Source organism: Wolbachia endosymbiont (group B) of Athalia cordata (assembly GCF_947251845.1).
GTDB lineage: Bacteria > Pseudomonadota > Alphaproteobacteria > Rickettsiales > Anaplasmataceae > Wolbachia.
Genome location: NZ_OX366383.1, coordinates 627,558 through 646,735, shown reverse-complemented (window position 1 = coordinate 646,735; position 19,178 = coordinate 627,558). Strand labels below are relative to the sequence as shown.

The following is a 19,178-nucleotide window of genomic DNA, read 5'->3' as shown; positions in this document are numbered from 1 at the left end:
TGCCGTCAAGTAGCTCATAGAAAAGAAAAAGTTATTCGAAACATTTCACTAGCTTTCTTATCATAATAACGGTACTGGCTGAGTTCATTAAGTAATTTTATGCGCAGCGTAATGACAAAAAGTGTTATTCACAAACACATTTTACTACATAATCAGCGCTAATATTAAAATGCTTATAAAGAGCTTCATAAGGTGCTGATTCTCCAAAATTTTTCATGCCAATAAATATACCGTTTGAGCCTACATATTTATGCCAACCCATTTCACTTCCAGCCTCAATTGCAACTTTAATGCTGTCATTATTTAATATTGCCCCTTTATATTCATCACTTTGCTCGTCAAAAAGCCTCCAACACGGCATAGAAATGACCCTTGTACCTACACCTTTTTCCTGTAATTTTTCTCTTGCCTCAACTGCAATTTCAACTTCAGATCCGGTAGCAAATATCGTCACTTCTAGCTTCCCTGAATATTCGCATAGTATATATGCACCAAATTTTGATAGGTTGGCCAATTGGTCAGTATAAGAGTGCATGTAATTAATATTTTGCCTTGAAAGTGCAAATAACGATGGAGATTCTTTTTTTTCCAATGCAATGCTAATGCACTCCAAAGTTTCAATTGCATCTGCTGGCCTAAAAACATACAGATTGGGTATAGCTCTCAGAGAAGCTAAATGCTCTATTGGCTGGTGAGTTGGACCATCCTCCCCTACTCCAATTGAGTCATGAGTCATTACATATATAACCTGCTGTTTCATCAAAGCTGAAAGACGTATAGCAGGGCGGCAGTAATCGGAAAATACTAAAAAAGTTCCACCATAAGGAATAATTCCACCATGAAGAGCCATACCATTCATACAAGCTGCCATAGCGTGCTCTCTCACTCCATAGTGGACATAAGAGCTACTATAATTATTACTATCTATTGTCTGCATATGCTTATATTTAGTACAATTTGAACCGGTAAGATCAGCAGAGCCACCAATTAGTTCTGGCATAGACTTAGTTAATAGTTCCATTACTCTGCCGAAAGAAGATCGAGTAGCTTCGTTTGGCATTAGCTTACATATTTGTTTCTTCAGATCAGCCAAATCACTCTCGATATTATTCGGCAAACGTTTCTCAAGTCTTCTTTGTAGTTCTTTATTGATCAAGGATGTATAGTTTTGCTTTGCCCTCTTAACTGTTTCTATCCAAGCGTTTCTCACATCTTCTGGTACATGAAATGGTTCATAGTCCCAATTTAATTTTTCTCTCATCTGTTTTACATCTTCCTCTGTAAAGGCACCACTATGAGCAGAAGATGTGCCAGCACGGCTTGAAAATTTTCCGATAATAGTTTTGCAACAGATTAGTGTAGGTTTATCAGACTTTTGCGCCTGCTCTATTGCAAGGGATATAGCATCAAAGTCATGCCCATCGATTTTGTCAACATTCCATCCATACGCTGAAAAACGCTTTTCTACATCATCAGAGCAAGAGAGGCTAGTAGAGCCGTCTATAGAGATGTCATTGTCGTCAAAAAGTGCTATCAGCTTATTTAATTTAAGATGCCCAGCAAGGGACGCTGCTTCATGGCTTATACCTTCCATAAGACAACCATCTCCTAGCATTACATAAGTGTAGTGACTGATTTCAAACTGCTTTTCAAGAATCGATTCAGCAAGTGCCATGCCAACAGCAGTGGCAAATCCCTGACCAAGCGGGCCTGTTGTTGCTTCTATACCAGAAGTTAAGCCAAATTCTGGGTGACCTGGAGTTTTTGATGTAAGTTGCCTGAAGTTTTTTAGTTCATCTATACTAATGTAGCCTGTCAGATATAATATAGAGTATTGCAACATTGAACCGTGACCATTTGATAGGACGAAACGATCTCTACTGATCCATTGAGAATCATCAGGGTTATGGTTTAGGTATTTAGCAAATAATACAGTGGCAACATCTGCCATGCCAAGTGGCATACCTGGATGTCCAGAATTTGCTTTTTGTACTGCATCAATTGATAAAAAGCGGACAGCATTTGCCATGGATTTTAGTAGTAGATGATTCATGTATTAATAGGAAAACTTAAAAGTGAAGTATACTATATCATAGTGGCAAAAACAAGTTGACACTTAATGTTAAAATCATTAATAATTTATAGTTAGATTGTGAGAATTTTTGTATGACAACTGTTATCAATAGAAAGTATAGAATCAGTCGCAGGCTTGGTGTAAACTTATGGGGTAGAGCAAAAGATTCGGTCAATAAAAGAAAATACCCTCCAGGTCAGCATGGTATTCTTGGATTTAAGAAGTTATCTGATTTTGGTAAGCAGTTTGCTGCACATAAAAAATTTAAGTTCTACTATGCAATTTCAAGTAAGCAGCTTAGACGTACATTTTTAGATGCCTACAAAAGAAAGGGTTATACGGCTGATAATTTTATTGGTGCCTTAGAATCAAGGTTAAGCTCTGTTTTATATCACTCTGGTTTTGTGCCAACAATTTACTCGGCAAAACAGCTTATATCTCATAAACATGTTACAGTTAATGATAAGGTGGTTAACATATCAAGTTATAGAGTGAAGCCTGGTGATATAGTAAAAATAAGGGAAAGAGCAGCAAAAATTCCTATATTAATAGAGGCTGAACAAAAACAAGAACGTAAGGCTCCAGATTATTTAGAGGCAGATAGCAAAGCACTTTCAGTGAAGTATTTGAGAGCGCCTCAATATTCCGAAGTCCCCTATTCAGCAGACATGGAAGTCAATTTAGTAGTAGAATTTTACTCTAGATAAACAACATAAGGCCCGTGTGGCGGAATCGGTAGACGCAGCGGACTTAAAATCCGTGGGTTTTGCGACCTTGGGAGTTCAAGTCTCCCCATGGGCACCAGTTTAATTTATCAAAAAAGTATGAAATGGCTTGATATAGAAGATATTGCAGAAGCTCTAGAAGAGAAGTTTCCCAATAAGGATATAATTAGTATTAGATTCACTGAACTTAAGAAAAAGATCTTGGGTTTGAAGGAGTTTGATGATGATGAAAAGTATTGTAATGAAAAAATATTAGAGGCCATTCAAGCAGCTTGGATTGCAGAAAGATCTTAAAAAACAGATAGCTATAAGAAAATTACTGCATACAGTAAAAAGATAATCTTCTTGGAAATACTATACTTTACTCGAATTTTAATTAGCTTCATAATAATTTAATAAATTACAATTAAAAATGATTACAAGTTAGGCAAAAATATACAAATACTGCTTTTTATGTGTTATGTTAAGCCTACCGGATAATAAAATTTGATTTGTGAGGTTGTTATGTTTAAAATATACCAATATTGTATATCTTCTAGGTTACTAAACATTTGTTTAATGTTGTCTACAATTGTGTTATTAACCGGTTGTTTTGCAACAATTCTTTCGGGTTCTACACAAGAGATTAAAATGAAAGTAGTAGATGATAACGATAACTTAGTAGAAAAAGTCAAATGTGTCATACGTGACCCATCTGGAACGAATCATTCTCTCACATCTAACCCTGGAACAGTGGTTATTCATCGAGGTTCGGGATCATTGTTTGTTGATTGTAAAAAAGAAGATTATAAACAATTAAATGTGATGGTAGGTGAAAGTTTTAATAGCGTTACCTTATTGAATCTACTATGGTTACCTGGTTTTGCTGTCGATGCAATTACTGGAGCTTATAAACAATATCCATCACACTATGTTGTGAATATGACAAAATCTGATTAATAGAAAACTATGCTTAAATATAGCGGGCCAAAGAAATTAAAATCTATAATAGAAAACTATGCATTAAAATGCATGAAAAATAAGATCAGCAAAAATGAAATACGTCTTATTTTAAACTGGAAAAGTATAGTTGGAGAGGAATTAGCAGAATGTACAAAACCACAAAAGATCTCATACGCACAAAACGTAAATTCTGGTGTTCTGCATCTGTTAGTAACAAATGGCAGTAAAGCATTAGAAATGCAGCATATGGTTTCTCTTGTAATAGAAAAAATTACAGTGTTTTTTGGCTATAAAGCAGTATACGGTATAAAAATCAAGCAAGGGAGTTGACTATTTAACTATATAAGGTTAACCTAGTTACATAGGATAAATTGGTATATTGAAGTGAGTAGAATTTGTGAATTAACAAATAGAAAAAAGTCTTTTGGTAATAAGGTATCGCACTCAAATCGTAAAACAAAGCGTACCTTTCTCTTAAATTTACATAAAGTTACATTAACGAGTAATATATTAGAAAAAAAGTTTAGCTTTCGTATAGCGACAAGAACTTTAAGAACTATAGATTACAAAGGTGATCTTGATGCTTTCTTGCTCAACACAAAAACAATTAAACTAAGTAAAGAAGCGCAAAAGATAAAAAGAAGATTAAAGAAAGTTTTAGCAAAACAAGAGGTAGAGCTAGCTGTTTCAGATGCATAGTAAGCCTACATGGCTCAGAGCAAAAGCTCCAGCTGGTAAAGTATTCAATGAAACCTTAAACACTGTTAAGCTACATAACTTACATACAGTATGCGAAGAAGCTGCGTGTCCAAATATTGGTGAATGTTGGAATAAACGTCATGCTACTGTGATGATTCTCGGTTCTGTTTGTACTCGTGCTTGTGCGTTTTGCAACGTTGCAACTGGCATTCCTGATAAGCTCGATCCTCATGAACCAGAAAATTTAGCAAAAGCAATAAAAAAGTTAAATTTAAAGCACGTTGTCATTACCTCTGTTGACCGTGACGATTTACCAGATGGTGGTGCAAATCAGTTTATAAGGTGTATAGAAGAAATTAGAAAGATAACTTCGGAAACAACAATAGAGATCCTCACTCCTGATTTTTTAAATAAGAAAGGAGCGTTTGAAGCAATAGCTATTGCATCACCTGATGTTTATAACCACAACATCGAAACAGTACCAAGGCTGTATGCAAAAATAAGACCAAGAGCTCGTTATTTTCATTCACTATATTTGCTAAAGATGGTGAAACAGATTAATCCTAAACTTTTCACGAAGTCAGGGCTTATGGTTGGTCTTGGAGAAACAAAAGAAGAAATCTTTCAGGTTATGGATGATTTACGTAGCGCCGAAGTTGACTTCATTACAATTGGTCAATATTTGCAACCAACTCCAAAGCATGCAAAAATTGATAGATATGTTACTCCAGAAGAGTTTGAGCATTATAAATATATTGCTTATTCTAAAGGCTTCTTGGTAGTTGCATCAAGTCCATTAACCCGTTCATCATATCACGCTGAAGAAGATTTTAACAGGCTCAAGTCCTGTAATTGACATCTCGATTTTATTGTCCCAAATTTGGGACAATAAATCAGAAAAGCTTAGTGAGTTGCCCTAGGCTTGACTTTTTACTTAGCTGATCACAAAAAGTATGAATTTTACAGCACCTAAACCAGCTGTTTAAGATCTTATATAAGCAATTGACAGCTACTGAGATGCCAGCTAAAATATTTACATAGTATATTAACAGAGGGTAAGGTGGGTTTTAGTGGATATGTACATGATAAAGCTTTAACAATATCAGATGTAAGTGCTAAAATTGATATAAGAGAGCTAGCAAACTTTCTACAGAGTAAAAAAGGCATTAACGAGCTTAATTTAATAAATGTAGAGATTGATAGTAAAGATGTAAAAGAGTTAAGTAAACTTACACATCTTATTTCGCTCACTCTAAGGAACAATAAACTCGGTTTTGAAGGTGCAGGATATATAGGTAAAAGCAATCTAAAAAACCTTACTTTACTTGAAATAAGTAATAACAATATTGGAGACATAGGTTTTGCATTTTTGATTGGCAGCAAACGTCTCCCAAATCTTACTTTATTAAATGTAGAAAACAACAACATTGTTGGAGTGTGGCGCCACCACTATGGAGGAGATATAGCACTCAAAAATCTCACCTCACTTTATGTAGAAGGTAACGGTAAAAAATTCTTAAATGATAAAGAAGTTATCCTTGATAGTATAAAAAAAAGCTCAATAACCGAAGCGCCTGGACACTCTAGAGTAAAAGATGGTGAAGGTGCTACAAAAAAATTAGTAGCTAAAAGAAAAAAAACGATACAAGCTGCCAATAGTCAGTCAGATCCTAGTAGTAGGTTAAGTATAGAACTTTCCAAACAAGATGGGCTGCGTGAAATAGTACTTGACACTGAAACTACAGGTCTTGATGTCAATAGCCATCGAATTATCGAAATAGGGTGTGTAGAACTAATTAATCATATTCCAACAGGCAAAGTATTCCATCGATACATCAACCCAGAAAGGAGCATAGACAAAGGTGCATTTAAAGTTCACGGTATCAGCGAAGAATTTCTAAAGGATAAGCCATTATTTTCAGAGATTGCATCTGAATTTCTTAATTTTATATCTAGCGATACTTTGGTAATTCACAATGCTGGATTTGACATTAAATTTTTGAACATGGAACTTGGTAAACTGAATGCCAAATTAATCTCTTCAGACAGAGTGTTAGATACATTACCGCTTGCAAGAAAGAAATTTGGACCACCGGCTTCTTTAAGTGCATTGTGTGAGCGTTTTGGTATATCACTAGAGAGTAGGGAGTTACATGGAGCGCTAATTGACGCTGAGTTGCTAGCAAAAGTATATGTTGAGCGATTACAAACTCCTTTGGATCGATGTCAGCATGCAGTACGTAACTTATCTCTTAGAGGACAGTTGCCAAGTAATGAAGAAGTTAGTGAGCAGTTAGATGAGATTAACGTATCTGTTCATGAGGGAGTAGTAGATAGAAGATTATAAAAACGCCTTTTGCTTTCAGTAGCGAAATTATTCTCTCAATGAATGTGTTTTCTAGCTTTAAAAATGCGAATCTCAATATCTTATCTTGAATTACTTAACTGTTGGTTCAAGTTTAAGTTCTTATCATGGTATGTATTTACATCTTTTAACACTTTAAGTGGTTCACCTAGACTATGTTCCACTTTTGTCTCAAATTTAAATCCCAAATTTCCAAAAAATTCTTGAAAATACTCAATAGTAATGTCACACAAACTTCTACCACTTGCTTTATAATTTTTCAGCTCTTTCGGAATATTAATAAGCACTTTACCATCCTCATATGTTATACTTCTACCCTTAGATTTTAACTTAAATTTTATTGAACTGTGAAAATTTGGTGTTTTAATATCATTAACAAGATCACTGCTGCACACCTTTATACAATCCATGCTAAAATTAAATTTTAGACAATTGGAGTCAAGGCAATCCATACTATAAGTTATTGTTATGCTAGAATCTAACACAAGCAAGCCAAATGGAGAAAGAGCCTTTAATATATGAAGAAACAGAAAATGATTATACCCTTCTTGATGATAGTTAGTTATCAATTCTTCCATGATAGAGTCACTCGGAACTTCTGCACCAGCATATTCAAATATTTTTATGAAAATTTGCTTAAGAAATGGACTATAGTTCTTTCTTCCATTCTCATCTTCTAAAATGAGATCTTTATGTTTTGAATATAGCTTCTCAATAAGCTCATTAGGCACTTCTTTCTCATTAATAGTAAGGTTGTGTGATCTACCAAGGTCAATATATGTGTTGTAACCAGAGTTCCAACAATCTGATTTTATTGGCACAGATTTTAAATCAGCATACTTGAGCTTTTCCACTTCAGATTTTAATGCATTAACTATTTTTTTTGCCATATCATAATTTCATATTATATGTATTAATTTTAACACTAATTTTTATTCCATATTTTCCACAATAAGTAAAGGTTATGCTTCAAAGATTTGCACTTATTTTTCGTTCGGAATTAGGCTTCAAAATTATATATGTAATCCCACCAATCGCTAACGCAGATGTTGCCACCGCAGCAACTATTTTAAGGCAAAATCTTTTTCTTAGCTGCATTTCGAAGAACACATCCCCTACTTCGCACTGTTTGATGATAGAAAGTTCCAACAATTTATTTCAATGATAGCTTTTCCATTGCTGCCTGGTCTACTTCTGCTTCTTCTAGCTTGTTATCTACTCGTTCATGGTATAGATCTTTTCCCTTCATCCAGGATAGGTCACCATTTATTGTACAAACGTAATTGCCATTGTTCTTTTCGAAAAAAAATAGCCCTAGTTTGCTTTCGTCTTGACCGATCAATCCATTACGGACTACTTCCACGGTATAAAATTGACCTAAATTTAAACCTATTTCACGATACCTAGAATAATGACAGACTAGCGGATCATATAGTTCTCTTATCTTACCATTTCTTAGATCAACTATTTTGCGCTCTATCTTATCTAATTCCTCTATAACACTCTTCCCTTTTTTCTTCGCTTCATCATCTAACAGCTGTTTCTCTCCCAATTCTTTATAAATAGCAAAAAACCGTGATTTTTCTTCTTTCGCAAGATTAGATAAACGCCCTGCTAACTCATAGCACATTTTTTCTTGACTCAGTATTTCGCTTTTATATTTAGATAAAATATTAATCGCTATACGTGAACAACTTACTGCGATCAGGTCATTATTTAAATCCGTTTTAATAATTTTGCCGGTCTCTTGATTAACATGTGCAGTAACTTGCCCTAATAAAATTCCCTCAGGAATTGTTATATCCTTCCCTATATGAGAGTTAATGGCTTTTAAAGAATCAAAATCTATATAGATCCCACCTTCGTGTCCTGTAAACTGCTTTAAGAGTGCCAGAGCAACTAATCTAAAAGTATCTATTTCAACAGCAAAATACATTCTTTGCTTTTCTTCCATATTATACATATTCTCAAAGAATTCCTTTATACTGATATCCTCTCCATCTATCTTCCATCCTGTGTCTATTTCACTCCAGTCATATTGATGCAAGTCTATAACATGCACTCCTTTAGTGTCCTCTAGTGCATGTTTTAAATAATCTATTTGATTTTCTTTGAATCCAGGACCGTTGATAATCAAATATATATCCCTCTCTTCTTTATTTATTAATTTATGATTTTTTATTATATCTAAGTAATTAAGGTCACTGTTTTTACCATCTGGTAAAGATGCACCATATACTCTTGGTACCCAAGTTAGTATTATTGGCGCTTCATTTGATAATTTTTTTACATTACCGATCATTATTTTACCTTAACACATTTATGTTATAATGAGATTTTAGCAAAAAAACTCAACTAAAAGTCCTTGCTTCTAGCTAAAATATTTTAGGAAAAGCTTCAGTGTTCTCTGTGCCTTAAGCCATTGACAGCATATATATCTGGTTCATCCATCACCAGCAGTGGCTTGCCAAGGTTGTGCTCTATGTTTATATTACGCTCAGAATTGTACTCTATTTTTGTATCAAACTTAAAGCCCAATTTCTCACAGAGCTTTTTTAAATATTCAACAACCTTGTTAATAATATCAGTAAGCTTATCGAGCAGATTGTCATTACCAGCTCTGTAGTCTTCTAATGCTTTAGGAATTGTAAGCAACACTTTACCATCTTCATATGTCACATTTCCATCTTTATATTTCAGTTTAAATTCTACTGAGCCGGATAAATTGCATAGCTCATCTAATGACATATAACCTGTAGAGTAAGACACTCTCACGTTTTCTGTGCTAGAAAAGCATCTAAGATAGTTAGGATCATTACACTCCATATGAATACTTATCCTTTCAGAGCAAGATGCCATCAAATCACAAGGTTGTAATGCTTCATCATAGAAGAGTTTAAAAAAGCCAGAATAACCCGCCTGATTATAGTTAGTTATCAGCTCCTCAATAATCAAATCATTTGGAACTATTGCATCAGCGTACTCAAACATTCCTATAAAGACTCTCTTGAGAGATAAACGACTGCTCTCTGCTTCATTTGCGTTTCTTAACAGCCCACTAATAACTTCATTAGTTATTACTCTACCATTAATGATAATATTATCCATTCTTCTAAGATCTTTATATGTCAGATCGCCAGAGTTAACTTCACTCCATCCTCCTGATGTTTTTGCTTGAGCTTTTAAGTAATTATATTCCAGCCCTTTTACTTTAGCTTTCAGTGCATTAACTATTTTTTTTGACATGTTACCCTCTATTACATTTATATTAATATTAGCAAATATTACGTTAATTGTCAATTATTTAGAATCTTTGTTTCCGTCATAAGTTAAAGTTTACAGCCTCTGCTTTAAAGAACTTTCTGTTTTAAATATAGAAAGTTCTTTAATAACTGTTATGCAAGCGATAGATCTTCCATTGCTACCCTGTCTACTTCTGCTTCTTCCAGCTTGTTATCTACTCGTTCATGGTATAGATCTTTTCCTTTCATCCAGGATAAATCACTTTCTAGTACGGGAACATAATTACCATTGTTACAATTAAAAGAAAATGATGGACATTTGCTCACTTTTTCACCATCACATAATTGAACAATAAGAACTCGTGCTGTACTCATTTGAGCAAAATTTAAGCTAAATTCACCAAGCGCGTTGTTAATACACTGAAAGTTCTCGATATTATATAGCTCTTGTATTCCGTTGCTTTCAAAGTTTGAAACGCATTTTTTAATCTTTTCCTTTGTTTGTTTAATTATCTCATTTTTGAGTTCTTCATCTTTTGTGAATAAGGAAACTCCTTTAGCAAGTTCTTCTTCTTGTTCTAAAGCTGTAGATAAGCGCTTTTTAACCTCATTACAAGCCTCTTTTTGGCTTAATATTTTATCTTTATAATCAGACAAAATATTAACTGCTACACTTGAATTATTTATCGCAATGCAATCATTATTTGTAAAAATCATTAGATTTTTATATTCGTCATAATGATTTGAGTTCTTTATATCTACTGCACTTGTGTAGTTCGTATTTCCTTCTTGATCAAGAAAACACGCTATAACATTTCCTAATAAAATTCCCTCAGGAATTGTTATATCCTTCCCTATATGAGAGTCAATGGCTTTTAAAGAATCAAAATCTATATATATCCCACCTTCGTGTCCTGTAAACTGCTTTAAGAGTGCCAGAGCAACTAATCTAAAAGTATCTATTTCAACAGCAAAATATGTTCTTTGCTCCTCTGACATATTATACATATTCTTAAAGAAATCCTTTATGCTAATGTCTTTACCATCTATTTTCCATCCTGTGTCTATTTCACTCCAGTCATATTGATGCAAGTCTATAACATGTACTCCTTCAATTCCTTTCAGCTCATGTTTTAAACTATCTATTTGATTTTCTTCAAATCCAGGACCATTTATAACCAAATATATGTCCCTCTCCTCTTTATTTGTTAATTTATGATTTTTAATTATTTCTAAATAATTCAGGGTACTATTTTTACCATTCGGTAAAGATGCACCATGTACTCTTGGCACCCATGTTAGTATTATTGGTGCTTTATTTGATAATTCATTTACACTATTAGTCATAATTTTACCTCACTATATTGCTATATTTATAATATAGTGGATTTTTTAATAAAATGCAAGTAGACATTAAGATTTCACTTACGCTCTCTCAGTTTACAATTTTTGTTTCCGTATTATCTAATGAATCACCGTAAGTGACTGCCTTAAGATAAAACTTTCTCCCTTTTTGCACTTCAAAAGAAATTATTGAATGATCAAGCAGAACGAATTTTTCACCTGCAGTGTGTTCATATTTCTTAGTGCCTTTTTGACCTCTAATTAGGCCACTCAATTTGTATTTATTCTTATCTATAAGCTTTGCACTTTGGAATTTTATTACCTCTTTGCCAATCAGTGCTGATGCAGTTGCATCTAGCTCACCAAAACGCAGCACTACTGTAATCTCCTCATTGCTAGATTCCATAACATATCCGTAAGTAGATTGTGTGTTTGCACTTGCGATAGGCTTATAATCTTTATCATCATACGAAATAAAGAGCGTTGCTCCTTTCCAACTTTCCTCTTCACTAATTAAAGTAAAGCTTGCGATATTATCTTTAATATACGGTAAATCTATCATTTCTACGATAGATTTACTGATGTGAGAAGGAGGGTATTCTTTAAGCATAAGTGATCTTGTTGAAGGAAAGGAGAGCTTGTATATAGAGGGATCATAACCAACTCCCATTACTTGAATGGACATGCTTTCAAACTTTGTTTTTATAATTCTCATCGTATGTCTTTTCTCGCCATCTGAAATTGCTATGACATCACTTGGTAAAAGCCATGCATATTTTATCGGGAGCTTAAAGTTGTATACATTTCTCTCTTGCCACGAAGAATAAAGTAAAACTTCAGCTATATTTTGCGCCTCCCCTTCCTCCATAATGAGCGGTATTGGAACTGTTGCAGCATTGCCCTGCTTTGGCAGTTCAGCATATTTCACATCAATTGGATAGCCAAAATTGCGGTTAAAATAAACAACATTGACTTTACTATTTAAATCTAGCTGACTAATATTAACAAGTTTTGCAACGTTATTGGTAACCATCTCGCCAATTGGTATTTCAGTTGTCACTCCCCTGCCCTTTTGAATAAATTTCAGTTTTGAGTTCTGTTCAACCACATCAAAAAAATAGCACCTTCGCAGCATTTTAATAATTGAGCGTACGGGTTGCTGATCATTTATTACATACCCAGATAGTAATCCTTTAACATCACTTGTATCAAACTGATCGCCTTTGAGACCTACCTTTTGCAACAGATCAGACAAAACATCGGAAACATTAAGTTGTGAAATTTTTCCCTGAATCCAGTGCCCGGTCTGCCAGTTATGGCAGTCAGCCCACATGTCACATAAATTGGGGAAATAAGGAAATGGCCTTGCATCCCACGCCCAGAGGAACATTTTCTCCACCATTTCTGAGCTTTGCCACTTTTTTAATGTTCCTTCGATTGCAGTTTTCTGCGAAAGAAAGCTCACCTCTCCGTTTGAGTATCGTGGATATTTACTCTCTATACTACCTTTATCAACAAACACATTGGGCTCATTAGTGCAGCCGTTCATACTGGGAAATCCATATTCGGTAAACCATATTTTCTTCATTTTTGGTTGCCATTTTGTTTTACTACCACCTGGATTTACATGAACTTCACTCCACCATTTCTCGATATTTTTCCACGCATATTCGCTGTCATTATACTTTATTTTCTCAGGATCACTTTTTGAGTAATCGTAAAAATAATCATACCCTACCCCACTGCTCCAACCACCCGTTACATCTTTCGCGGAATAGCCAAAAGGAGGTTCTGGGCCATCGGTGAGTGGAAAGTAAGCATCTATGCCAATAACATCGATGAACTGTGAAGACCATAGTTCATCCATATTATACCAACCATCATATGAATGATACTCACTCCAATCGGCAGCGTAAGTTACGTTTACTTCTTTTCCAAGCTGAAGCTTTACTTGCTTTGCAACTTTAACTAGCTCTGCTACTGCAGGATAGTTACCCTCTACATCTTTTACTCTGGTAAGCTGAGCAAACTCAGAACCAATAATAAACCCTTCCACTTTAGTTTGTTTGGCAATGCTCGTGTAATGCTCTATGAATTTGCTATACTGATTCTCAAAAAAATCACTTATATCCTGAGGAGTACCGCTCAATTTTCCTCGCCACTCTTTGTTTTTTGTGTCAAGCAAGAGCATTGGATAGAGCATCACCTTATAACCTCTGCTATGCAGCTCTTCTATATATCTTATTAGTGCTGCATCGCTAACTGTACCACCATATCTTGGATTTCCATGATTATCTTTTGAAATGAGCTGGGCATTATCCCTGGTTATATTTCCCACTTGCCAATCATCAGGCACTATAGCAGAATCGTCTTGAAATTCAACTGCAGGATATATTTTACAATCTTTGATATTCAAACTGCTTGCAAACCAATTAACCACTACCGATGCCCATTCAACATTTGGTAAACTTTCCTTCAATTGGTCCAAAGAAAGCATAGCATCGCTCTTTTTTGTGTGATTATTGTGATTTACTCTTTGTACCGGTCCATAGGGAATATATTGACTACTGCTTATTTTTTCTCGTGCAATTTTCTTCTGTATTTTCGTATCATACACAAACTCCCCTGAACCTGGTATGATATTGATATTTTTAATGTTTTCTGCTACTGAGAATCCACTGAGCTTCAGTGCAGTTTGCACTTCAAATGTAAACACCGGAACACGATTACTATAGTCTGCCAAAGGGAAATTTTTGATGACTATGTAAGATATTCCTCTATAAGCTGGTACATTCTTCTCACCTTCGATTGATAACATAAACGGATCAGGGTTTTGGTCTTCTCTGCCGTGGTAAAAAGTATAATCTATTTCATCAAAACTAAGCGATTTTATATCCGCCCAGATTCTATTTAATTTTTCTACTTTCCCCTTGCAAATTGCAATTGCGAGTGTTGCATAGTAGTTATACGCAATGTTTATACCTCTTCCTGTTTTATTTTGAGTGGTTATCGCCTCCTCTTTTATTGGCTGTGACCAAATAATGTTTCCAGCAATGCGAGCAGTGCCATAGATAATTGGAATTGCTTTGCCATAAGTTGAGGTTTGAACTTGCAGATTTTTCAGCCTCGCCCCATGCGTTATCTTTTGCTCGGCATCAAGACCAAATATTGCATTATCAAGCTGTGAACCAAGCAGAGCACCGAGTTCTGAGCCAACAATCTGGCCAATTGGCCCAAAAATACTGCCCGCTTTACTTAAAATTGATGATAAAATTATTGTAGACATAATATTCTCCTTTTTAATAGATTGTTTTGAATTTTTGAAAGAAGATCCCAGACTGGGATAAAATTGGGACCTACTATATAGTAGTGTCATGCGACTGGTATCCAGGAAAAAAAGGATGTAATCCGAGTAGCCCTTTTCCTGTCATCCGAGTAGCTGACACTGGGATCCATTGTTCTTTATTTCTGAATTCCAGCGTCACGCGCTGGAATGACATTAAATGATTTTTCTTTGAATTTGAGTTATGCAAGCAAGCCCCTTTGTTGTCATGCAAGTAGCCCCTTCGATGTCACCCGAGTAGCCCTCTTCCTGTCATCCCAGTACTGGGATCCAGCCTTTCTTACCAACAAAAAACTTGGCATAACTTGCGTGCTCAAAAAATTCCTAGATTCCAGTACTGGAATGACACCCTTTTAGAAGTTCCTTCTGGATAAAAACTATTGTCAAGCACTGGAATGACATGATTCGACTTGCATGGCGTCATCCCAGACTGTGTAGTAATTCTCTTTATTCATCGATTTGCCACTTACTTCCTCGAGAAGATACATCACTCAATGAAGAGCTTACTGATGAACTTCTAGATAAGCTTCCAGATGATAGCCTTGTATCCTTGTTTTTAGTTTTTCCGTTACTATGTTTCTCATTCTTCTTATCTTCAATGTTATGTTCCTTCTTAAATCTTTCACATAAAGTGAAAAAAGGAGTACTTTTGCCTTTACTTTTTATCTCTCGTATATACGTGGCTAAACCAATCAGATTTGCTACTGAAAAACCATTAGTATTATTTACAATAGTTCCAATATCTCTCTGGCTTAATTCTTTTAGATGTTCTTTTAGTATCCCCCTACGTGTACTTTCTTTCTCTAGCCCAGGAATCTCAATTTTTCTCAAGCGCTCATACCTAACTAGTGCTTCATCTAAATCATTCGCACAATTAGTTGTGGCAATTACTATATTTTCTTCAAGAAAGGTTTTATTCAATTTATCGAGTAAATGAGTTAAAGATTCTACATTCTTGTTTTTACCACCCTTGCGATCTAGACCAATGCCGTCAATCTCTTCCATAATAATTATACAAGGAGTGTTTTTTCTTGCCCTCTCAAAAACTTGATCTATATTCGATATATTACATAAGGAAGATGCAGAAATACGTATAACAGCAAATTGAGATTTAATTTCATTCGCAATCGCTTCACAAATACTACTCTTACCAGTCCCTCCTTTACCATTTAAGAGATATCCTCCGCTTTTTGATTTACAAATCTCTCTCAAATTTTCTTTTATGTCACTTGGTAATATAATATCACTAAATGTTGTATTCCATCCTCTTTCTTCACCTTTTGCATAAAATGCTATATTCAACTTTACTTCTACTTCATCTTTTGTTGCAGGACTATTAATTAACCTTGCAGAAAGATCACTAACCTCTTTTTTTAACCCATTCACTTCATCTTTCGTTACAAAATTCTCTGAAATTCTATGAACTTTTTCTTCTAGACCACGAAACCCGTATTTATTTTCTTTATCCTTTCCATCTTCTAATTCTTCTTTAATTGGAGTTAGCTTATTTTCTTCTTTCCTTAACCCTTTATTCGGCTCTTCGACTTCAGCTTTCGAGTTTTCTTGAGATTTTTTATTTTGTTTAATCATTTTATATGAAAACACAATTACTACTGCAGAAAGCGCAAATAAAATAAAAATAACAGGGGGAGCTATATTTAAAGCTGCAACTGAAGATAAAAATGCAACGTAAGGAGCTACAGCAAAAACTCCAGATGTAAGCAGTGTAAGAGAAGCAATAGCACCAGCTATAAAAAAAGTTATATTAGCTCTATTAGACATATTTTAGCTTATAAACAGTTAATTTATAAATAATACATTTAAAGAGTACAAGCTTTTCATAGTAAAGCAAGACTAACTTAAGGCATCCTTAATCAATCTATAATTGAGGTATTATGAAGTATTAAGATATAAGATGGTATGTTGTATTTTTAATTCAGTGTTCTTTTTCTATCATTCCAGGGTACTGGAATGATAGATGCTATGATAAGAAATTCAATAACTTAAAGTAGGTAATTAAAGCCTCTAATTAAGATCTAAATCTATAGTTATTATAAGCAACACTAAAGAAGTGCGGAAGTAAAAATTTACGAAAGAGCATTATGTATACATATGCTTTGTAGTTCTACACTTTGCCACCCTTCTGTTAAGCTTTGCCTCCCTTCCATTACGTTTTGTCGCTCTTTTATTTCTTTTATTTCGTTATCGAATTTTGATATTAGATATTTAGCATAACCAGATGTTAATGATGTTGATACAGATACAGCTATTGCTGCCGTAACAGATGTTAATGTAATTTCCATTGTCTCGGTTATAAAAAGCGTCATTCCTACAAAATTCCCTAACATGGCAACTAAGCCACCAACAACAACACTATCTCCTACTACCTTACTTTTCAAAAACCTTCTTATATCCTCTACCGTACCTTCTTGGCGATTTATAATGGCATAATATAAAGGGGTTTTCTGAAAATTATCTTTCTTATAAACATCTGCACCTCTACTTAGCAAAGCATTTACTATCTGCACATAGCCATTTTTAGCAGCATAATGCAAAGGAGTACTACCATTTCTATCTTTTACATGAACACTTGCGCCTTCAGCTAACAGAGCATCTACTACCTCTACATGGTTACTTAAAGTAGCATAATGCAAAGGAGTACTACCATTTCTATCTTTTACATGAACACTTGCGCCTTCAGCTAACAGAGCATCTACTACCTCTACATGGTTACTTAAAGTAGCATAATGCAAAGGAGTACTACCACTTCTGTCTTTTACATTAACATCAGCACCTGTTTTTAGTAGAACATTTACTACATCTATGAATTTATATATAGTAGCATAATGCAAAGGAGTACTACCACTTCTGTCTTTTACATTAACATCAGCACCTTTTTTTAGTAGAGCATTTACTACAACTACACATCGACTATAAACGGCATGATGCAAAGCAGTCTCTCTATTTTCACCTTCTACATGAACATCCGCATGCCTATCTAATAAAACATTCACTAAATCCTTACAGCCAGCTGCTGCAGCTGCAATTAATAATGTAAATTCGGCATCAGGATCACTTTGGATGAATGTATGATTTATACTAAAATTTTTATTTTTCCACTCTTGATACGCTGTTGCATCTTCCCTTTGTAATACCTCTTTTATTTTATTAACTACATTATCTTTATTTACACTTGCATCTTTATCAATTGCACTTAATATTTTTTTTAGATTTTCAAAATTCATCTTTACCTCCTATAACTTTACGATGCAGTTACTACACAATTACAAACAAAAGTAAACACATTTTTAGGAATTATTTAGAAAAAGAAACCATTGAAAAAGTCAGTAATTTACAATAAATAACTGATACATTTAATTGGAAGAAATATGTGATGTAACTATAGCCATTATAAACAACAACAGAAAAAACACGGAAGTAAAAAATTTATGTTGACTGTACAATATCGATTTCTAATATAATCCAGAGATAAAAAAATGTCGGTGCTGAAGTTATATATCTGCCTCCATATTCTCCTGATTTTAATCAAACCATTGGTTTGTTATAAAAAATTGAGCCAGAAAGAATATTCAGCTATTCGAACTATTAGAAAAAGAGCTATAATTATAGACTCAGTATACACTATAACTAGACTTTTTTTTAAGAGGAATGATATAGAAGTTATTACTAAGACACTAAACAGTTTTCAAAAATGAAAATTATACCTTAAAGCTGATTTTCATATAGTTCTTGCAAGCGATAGCACTCTCACTTCTCTTGCACCAGAGTTTAAAATTTCCTGAGAGCAAGACCTTGCGGTTGCGCCAGTTGTTACTACATCATCAACCAATATCACGATTTTGTTTTTGATAATTTCGCTGTTACTTACTTTAAAAGTATTTTTCAAATTTTTTTCACGCTGTTTAAGTGAAAGACCAGCTTGAGGTTTGGTGTGACGAATACGTTTTATTGCAAATGGTGTATAAGATAAATGAGATAACTTACTTAATTCCTTCGCGAGCAATGCTGCTTGATTATATTTACGTTTAAATAAGCGTATTTTATGTAGCGGTATGGGAATTATGACCTCTGCATTTTGAAACATGTCTTTGTTAGCTTTGTACATCCACTTTGCGTAGACTTTCATGTAGTTTAAGTTATCAAAAAATTTAAAATTTATAATCATATTTTTGCTATGTTCATCGTAGGCAAAAACTGATCTTAATACTTTAAATGGCGGAGGATTACTGATGCATTTGCCGCATGTATAAAAACTATCTGGAATTACTACACCACAAACATTGCAATAATGCTTAGTTAAGAAATTGATTTTTTTATTGCATTCACTACATAAATCATAACTTTTATCAATTATACGTTCACAACTTACGCATACGTTTGGAAATATGAGATCTGTAGCTTTTTTTAATAAGAGAAGATTCAT

Annotated in this window: 16 protein-coding genes and 1 tRNA gene; 8 read left to right on the top strand and 9 right to left on the bottom strand. The window is 34.2% G+C overall.

What is annotated here, in order from left to right:
- Positions 1 to 124 precede the first annotated feature (124 nt).
- A complete protein-coding gene (gene tkt / locus OPR30_RS03040; RefSeq protein ID WP_265031089.1) occupies positions 125 to 2,053 on the bottom strand; it encodes a transketolase in 1,929 nt (642 codons plus the stop codon).
- A gap of 113 nt (positions 2,054 to 2,166) precedes the next feature.
- On the opposite strand from tkt, the gene rpsD reads away from it, so the two are divergent.
- The 8 genes from rpsD to dnaQ all read left to right on the top strand — a co-directional run bounded on the left by rpsD (position 2,167) and on the right by dnaQ (position 6,787).
- Entirely contained in the window at positions 2,167 to 2,781 is a 615-nt protein-coding gene (gene rpsD, locus OPR30_RS03035) for a 30S ribosomal protein S4 (protein ID WP_006012690.1), read from the top strand.
- A gap of 10 nt (positions 2,782 to 2,791) precedes the next feature.
- Positions 2,792 to 2,878 (top strand) — tRNA-Leu (locus OPR30_RS03030).
- Between the two features lie 20 nt (positions 2,879 to 2,898).
- On the top strand, positions 2,899 to 3,093 hold the full coding sequence (gene iscX / locus OPR30_RS03025; protein ID WP_026097274.1) for a Fe-S cluster assembly protein IscX: 195 nt from the start codon (positions 2,899 to 2,901) through the stop codon (positions 3,091 to 3,093).
- Between the two features lie 210 nt (positions 3,094 to 3,303).
- Positions 3,304 to 3,738 (top strand): hypothetical protein, encoded by a 435-nt coding sequence (locus tag OPR30_RS03020; protein ID WP_265031088.1) that lies wholly within the window; start codon positions 3,304 to 3,306, stop codon positions 3,736 to 3,738.
- A 9-nt stretch (positions 3,739 to 3,747) separates the two neighbouring features.
- Positions 3,748 to 4,071 carry a DUF721 domain-containing protein gene (locus OPR30_RS03015; RefSeq protein ID WP_007302641.1) on the top strand — a complete coding sequence of 108 codons (324 nt, stop codon included), beginning with the start codon at positions 3,748 to 3,750 and terminating at the stop codon, positions 4,069 to 4,071.
- Between the two features lie 54 nt (positions 4,072 to 4,125).
- Positions 4,126 to 4,440, top strand: a complete 315-nt coding sequence (rpmB, locus tag OPR30_RS03010; RefSeq protein WP_007302640.1) for a 50S ribosomal protein L28 — start codon at positions 4,126 to 4,128, stop codon at positions 4,438 to 4,440.
- Entirely contained in the window at positions 4,433 to 5,296 is an 864-nt protein-coding gene (lipA, locus tag OPR30_RS03005) for a lipoyl synthase (RefSeq protein WP_264686416.1), read from the top strand. Before rpmB ends, lipA begins: the two co-directional genes overlap by 8 nt.
- Positions 5,297 to 6,127: 831 nt before the next feature.
- Positions 6,128 to 6,787, top strand: coding sequence for a DNA polymerase III subunit epsilon (gene dnaQ, locus OPR30_RS03000; RefSeq protein WP_265031115.1), 660 nt, complete (start codon positions 6,128 to 6,130; stop codon positions 6,785 to 6,787).
- An 80-nt stretch (positions 6,788 to 6,867) separates the two neighbouring features.
- Here dnaQ and OPR30_RS02995 read toward each other — a convergent pair whose 3' ends face one another.
- The 8 genes from OPR30_RS02995 to OPR30_RS02955 all read right to left on the bottom strand — a co-directional run bounded on the left by OPR30_RS02995 (position 6,868) and on the right by OPR30_RS02955 (position 19,178).
- Entirely contained in the window at positions 6,868 to 7,695 is an 828-nt protein-coding gene (locus tag OPR30_RS02995; protein WP_265031087.1) for a hypothetical protein, read from the bottom strand.
- Positions 7,696 to 7,958: 263 nt separating this feature from the next.
- Positions 7,959 to 9,107 (bottom strand): hypothetical protein, encoded by a 1,149-nt coding sequence (locus OPR30_RS02990; protein WP_265031086.1) that lies wholly within the window; start codon positions 9,105 to 9,107, stop codon positions 7,959 to 7,961.
- Positions 9,108 to 9,202: 95 nt separating this feature from the next.
- Positions 9,203 to 10,051, bottom strand: a complete 849-nt coding sequence (locus OPR30_RS02985; protein ID WP_265031085.1) for a hypothetical protein — start codon at positions 10,049 to 10,051, stop codon at positions 9,203 to 9,205.
- A 149-nt stretch (positions 10,052 to 10,200) separates the two neighbouring features.
- Complete coding sequence (locus tag OPR30_RS02980) at positions 10,201 to 11,394, bottom strand: hypothetical protein (RefSeq protein WP_265031084.1); 1,194 nt, start codon at positions 11,392 to 11,394, stop codon at positions 10,201 to 10,203.
- Between the two features lie 88 nt (positions 11,395 to 11,482).
- Positions 11,483 to 14,677, bottom strand: coding sequence for a glycoside hydrolase/phage tail family protein (locus tag OPR30_RS02975; RefSeq protein ID WP_265031083.1), 3,195 nt, complete (start codon positions 14,675 to 14,677; stop codon positions 11,483 to 11,485).
- Between the two features lie 504 nt (positions 14,678 to 15,181).
- Entirely contained in the window at positions 15,182 to 16,516 is a 1,335-nt protein-coding gene (locus OPR30_RS02970; protein WP_265031082.1) for an AAA family ATPase, read from the bottom strand.
- A gap of 305 nt (positions 16,517 to 16,821) precedes the next feature.
- On the bottom strand, positions 16,822 to 17,979 hold the full coding sequence (locus OPR30_RS02965) for an ankyrin repeat domain-containing protein (RefSeq protein WP_265031081.1): 1,158 nt from the start codon (positions 17,977 to 17,979) through the stop codon (positions 16,822 to 16,824).
- Positions 17,980 to 18,473: 494 nt separating this feature from the next.
- Entirely contained in the window at positions 18,474 to 19,178 is a 705-nt protein-coding gene (locus OPR30_RS02955; RefSeq protein WP_264682192.1) for a ComF family protein, read from the bottom strand.

What these genes read in the sequence shown, in the direction of transcription:
- OPR30_RS02990 (WP_265031086.1), bottom strand. Translation starts at nt 9,107, where the DNA reads ATGATCGGTAATGTAAAAAAATTATCAAATGAAGCGCCAATAATACTA.
- OPR30_RS02980 (WP_265031084.1), bottom strand. Translation starts at nt 11,394, where the DNA reads ATGACTAATAGTGTAAATGAATTATCAAATAAAGCACCAATAATACTA.
- tkt (WP_265031089.1), bottom strand. Translation starts at nt 2,053, where the DNA reads ATGAATCATCTACTACTAAAATCCATGGCAAATGCTGTCCGCTTTTTA.
- lipA (WP_264686416.1), top strand. Translation starts at nt 4,433, where the DNA reads ATGCATAGTAAGCCTACATGGCTCAGAGCAAAAGCTCCAGCTGGTAAA.
- OPR30_RS02995 (WP_265031087.1), bottom strand. Translation starts at nt 7,695, where the DNA reads ATGGCAAAAAAAATAGTTAATGCATTAAAATCTGAAGTGGAAAAGCTC.
- OPR30_RS02975 (WP_265031083.1), bottom strand. Translation starts at nt 14,677, where the DNA reads ATGTCTACAATAATTTTATCATCAATTTTAAGTAAAGCGGGCAGTATT.
- iscX (WP_026097274.1), top strand. Translation starts at nt 2,899, where the DNA reads ATGAAATGGCTTGATATAGAAGATATTGCAGAAGCTCTAGAAGAGAAG.
- OPR30_RS02965 (WP_265031081.1), bottom strand. Translation starts at nt 17,979, where the DNA reads ATGAATTTTGAAAATCTAAAAAAAATATTAAGTGCAATTGATAAAGAT.
- OPR30_RS03015 (WP_007302641.1), top strand. Translation starts at nt 3,748, where the DNA reads ATGCTTAAATATAGCGGGCCAAAGAAATTAAAATCTATAATAGAAAAC.
- OPR30_RS02970 (WP_265031082.1), bottom strand. Translation starts at nt 16,516, where the DNA reads ATGTCTAATAGAGCTAATATAACTTTTTTTATAGCTGGTGCTATTGCT.
- OPR30_RS02955 (WP_264682192.1), bottom strand. Translation starts at nt 19,178, where the DNA reads ATGAATCTTCTCTTATTAAAAAAAGCTACAGATCTCATATTTCCAAAC.
- rpsD (WP_006012690.1), top strand. Translation starts at nt 2,167, where the DNA reads ATGACAACTGTTATCAATAGAAAGTATAGAATCAGTCGCAGGCTTGGT.
- OPR30_RS03020 (WP_265031088.1), top strand. Translation starts at nt 3,304, where the DNA reads ATGTTTAAAATATACCAATATTGTATATCTTCTAGGTTACTAAACATT.
- OPR30_RS02985 (WP_265031085.1), bottom strand. Translation starts at nt 10,051, where the DNA reads ATGTCAAAAAAAATAGTTAATGCACTGAAAGCTAAAGTAAAAGGGCTG.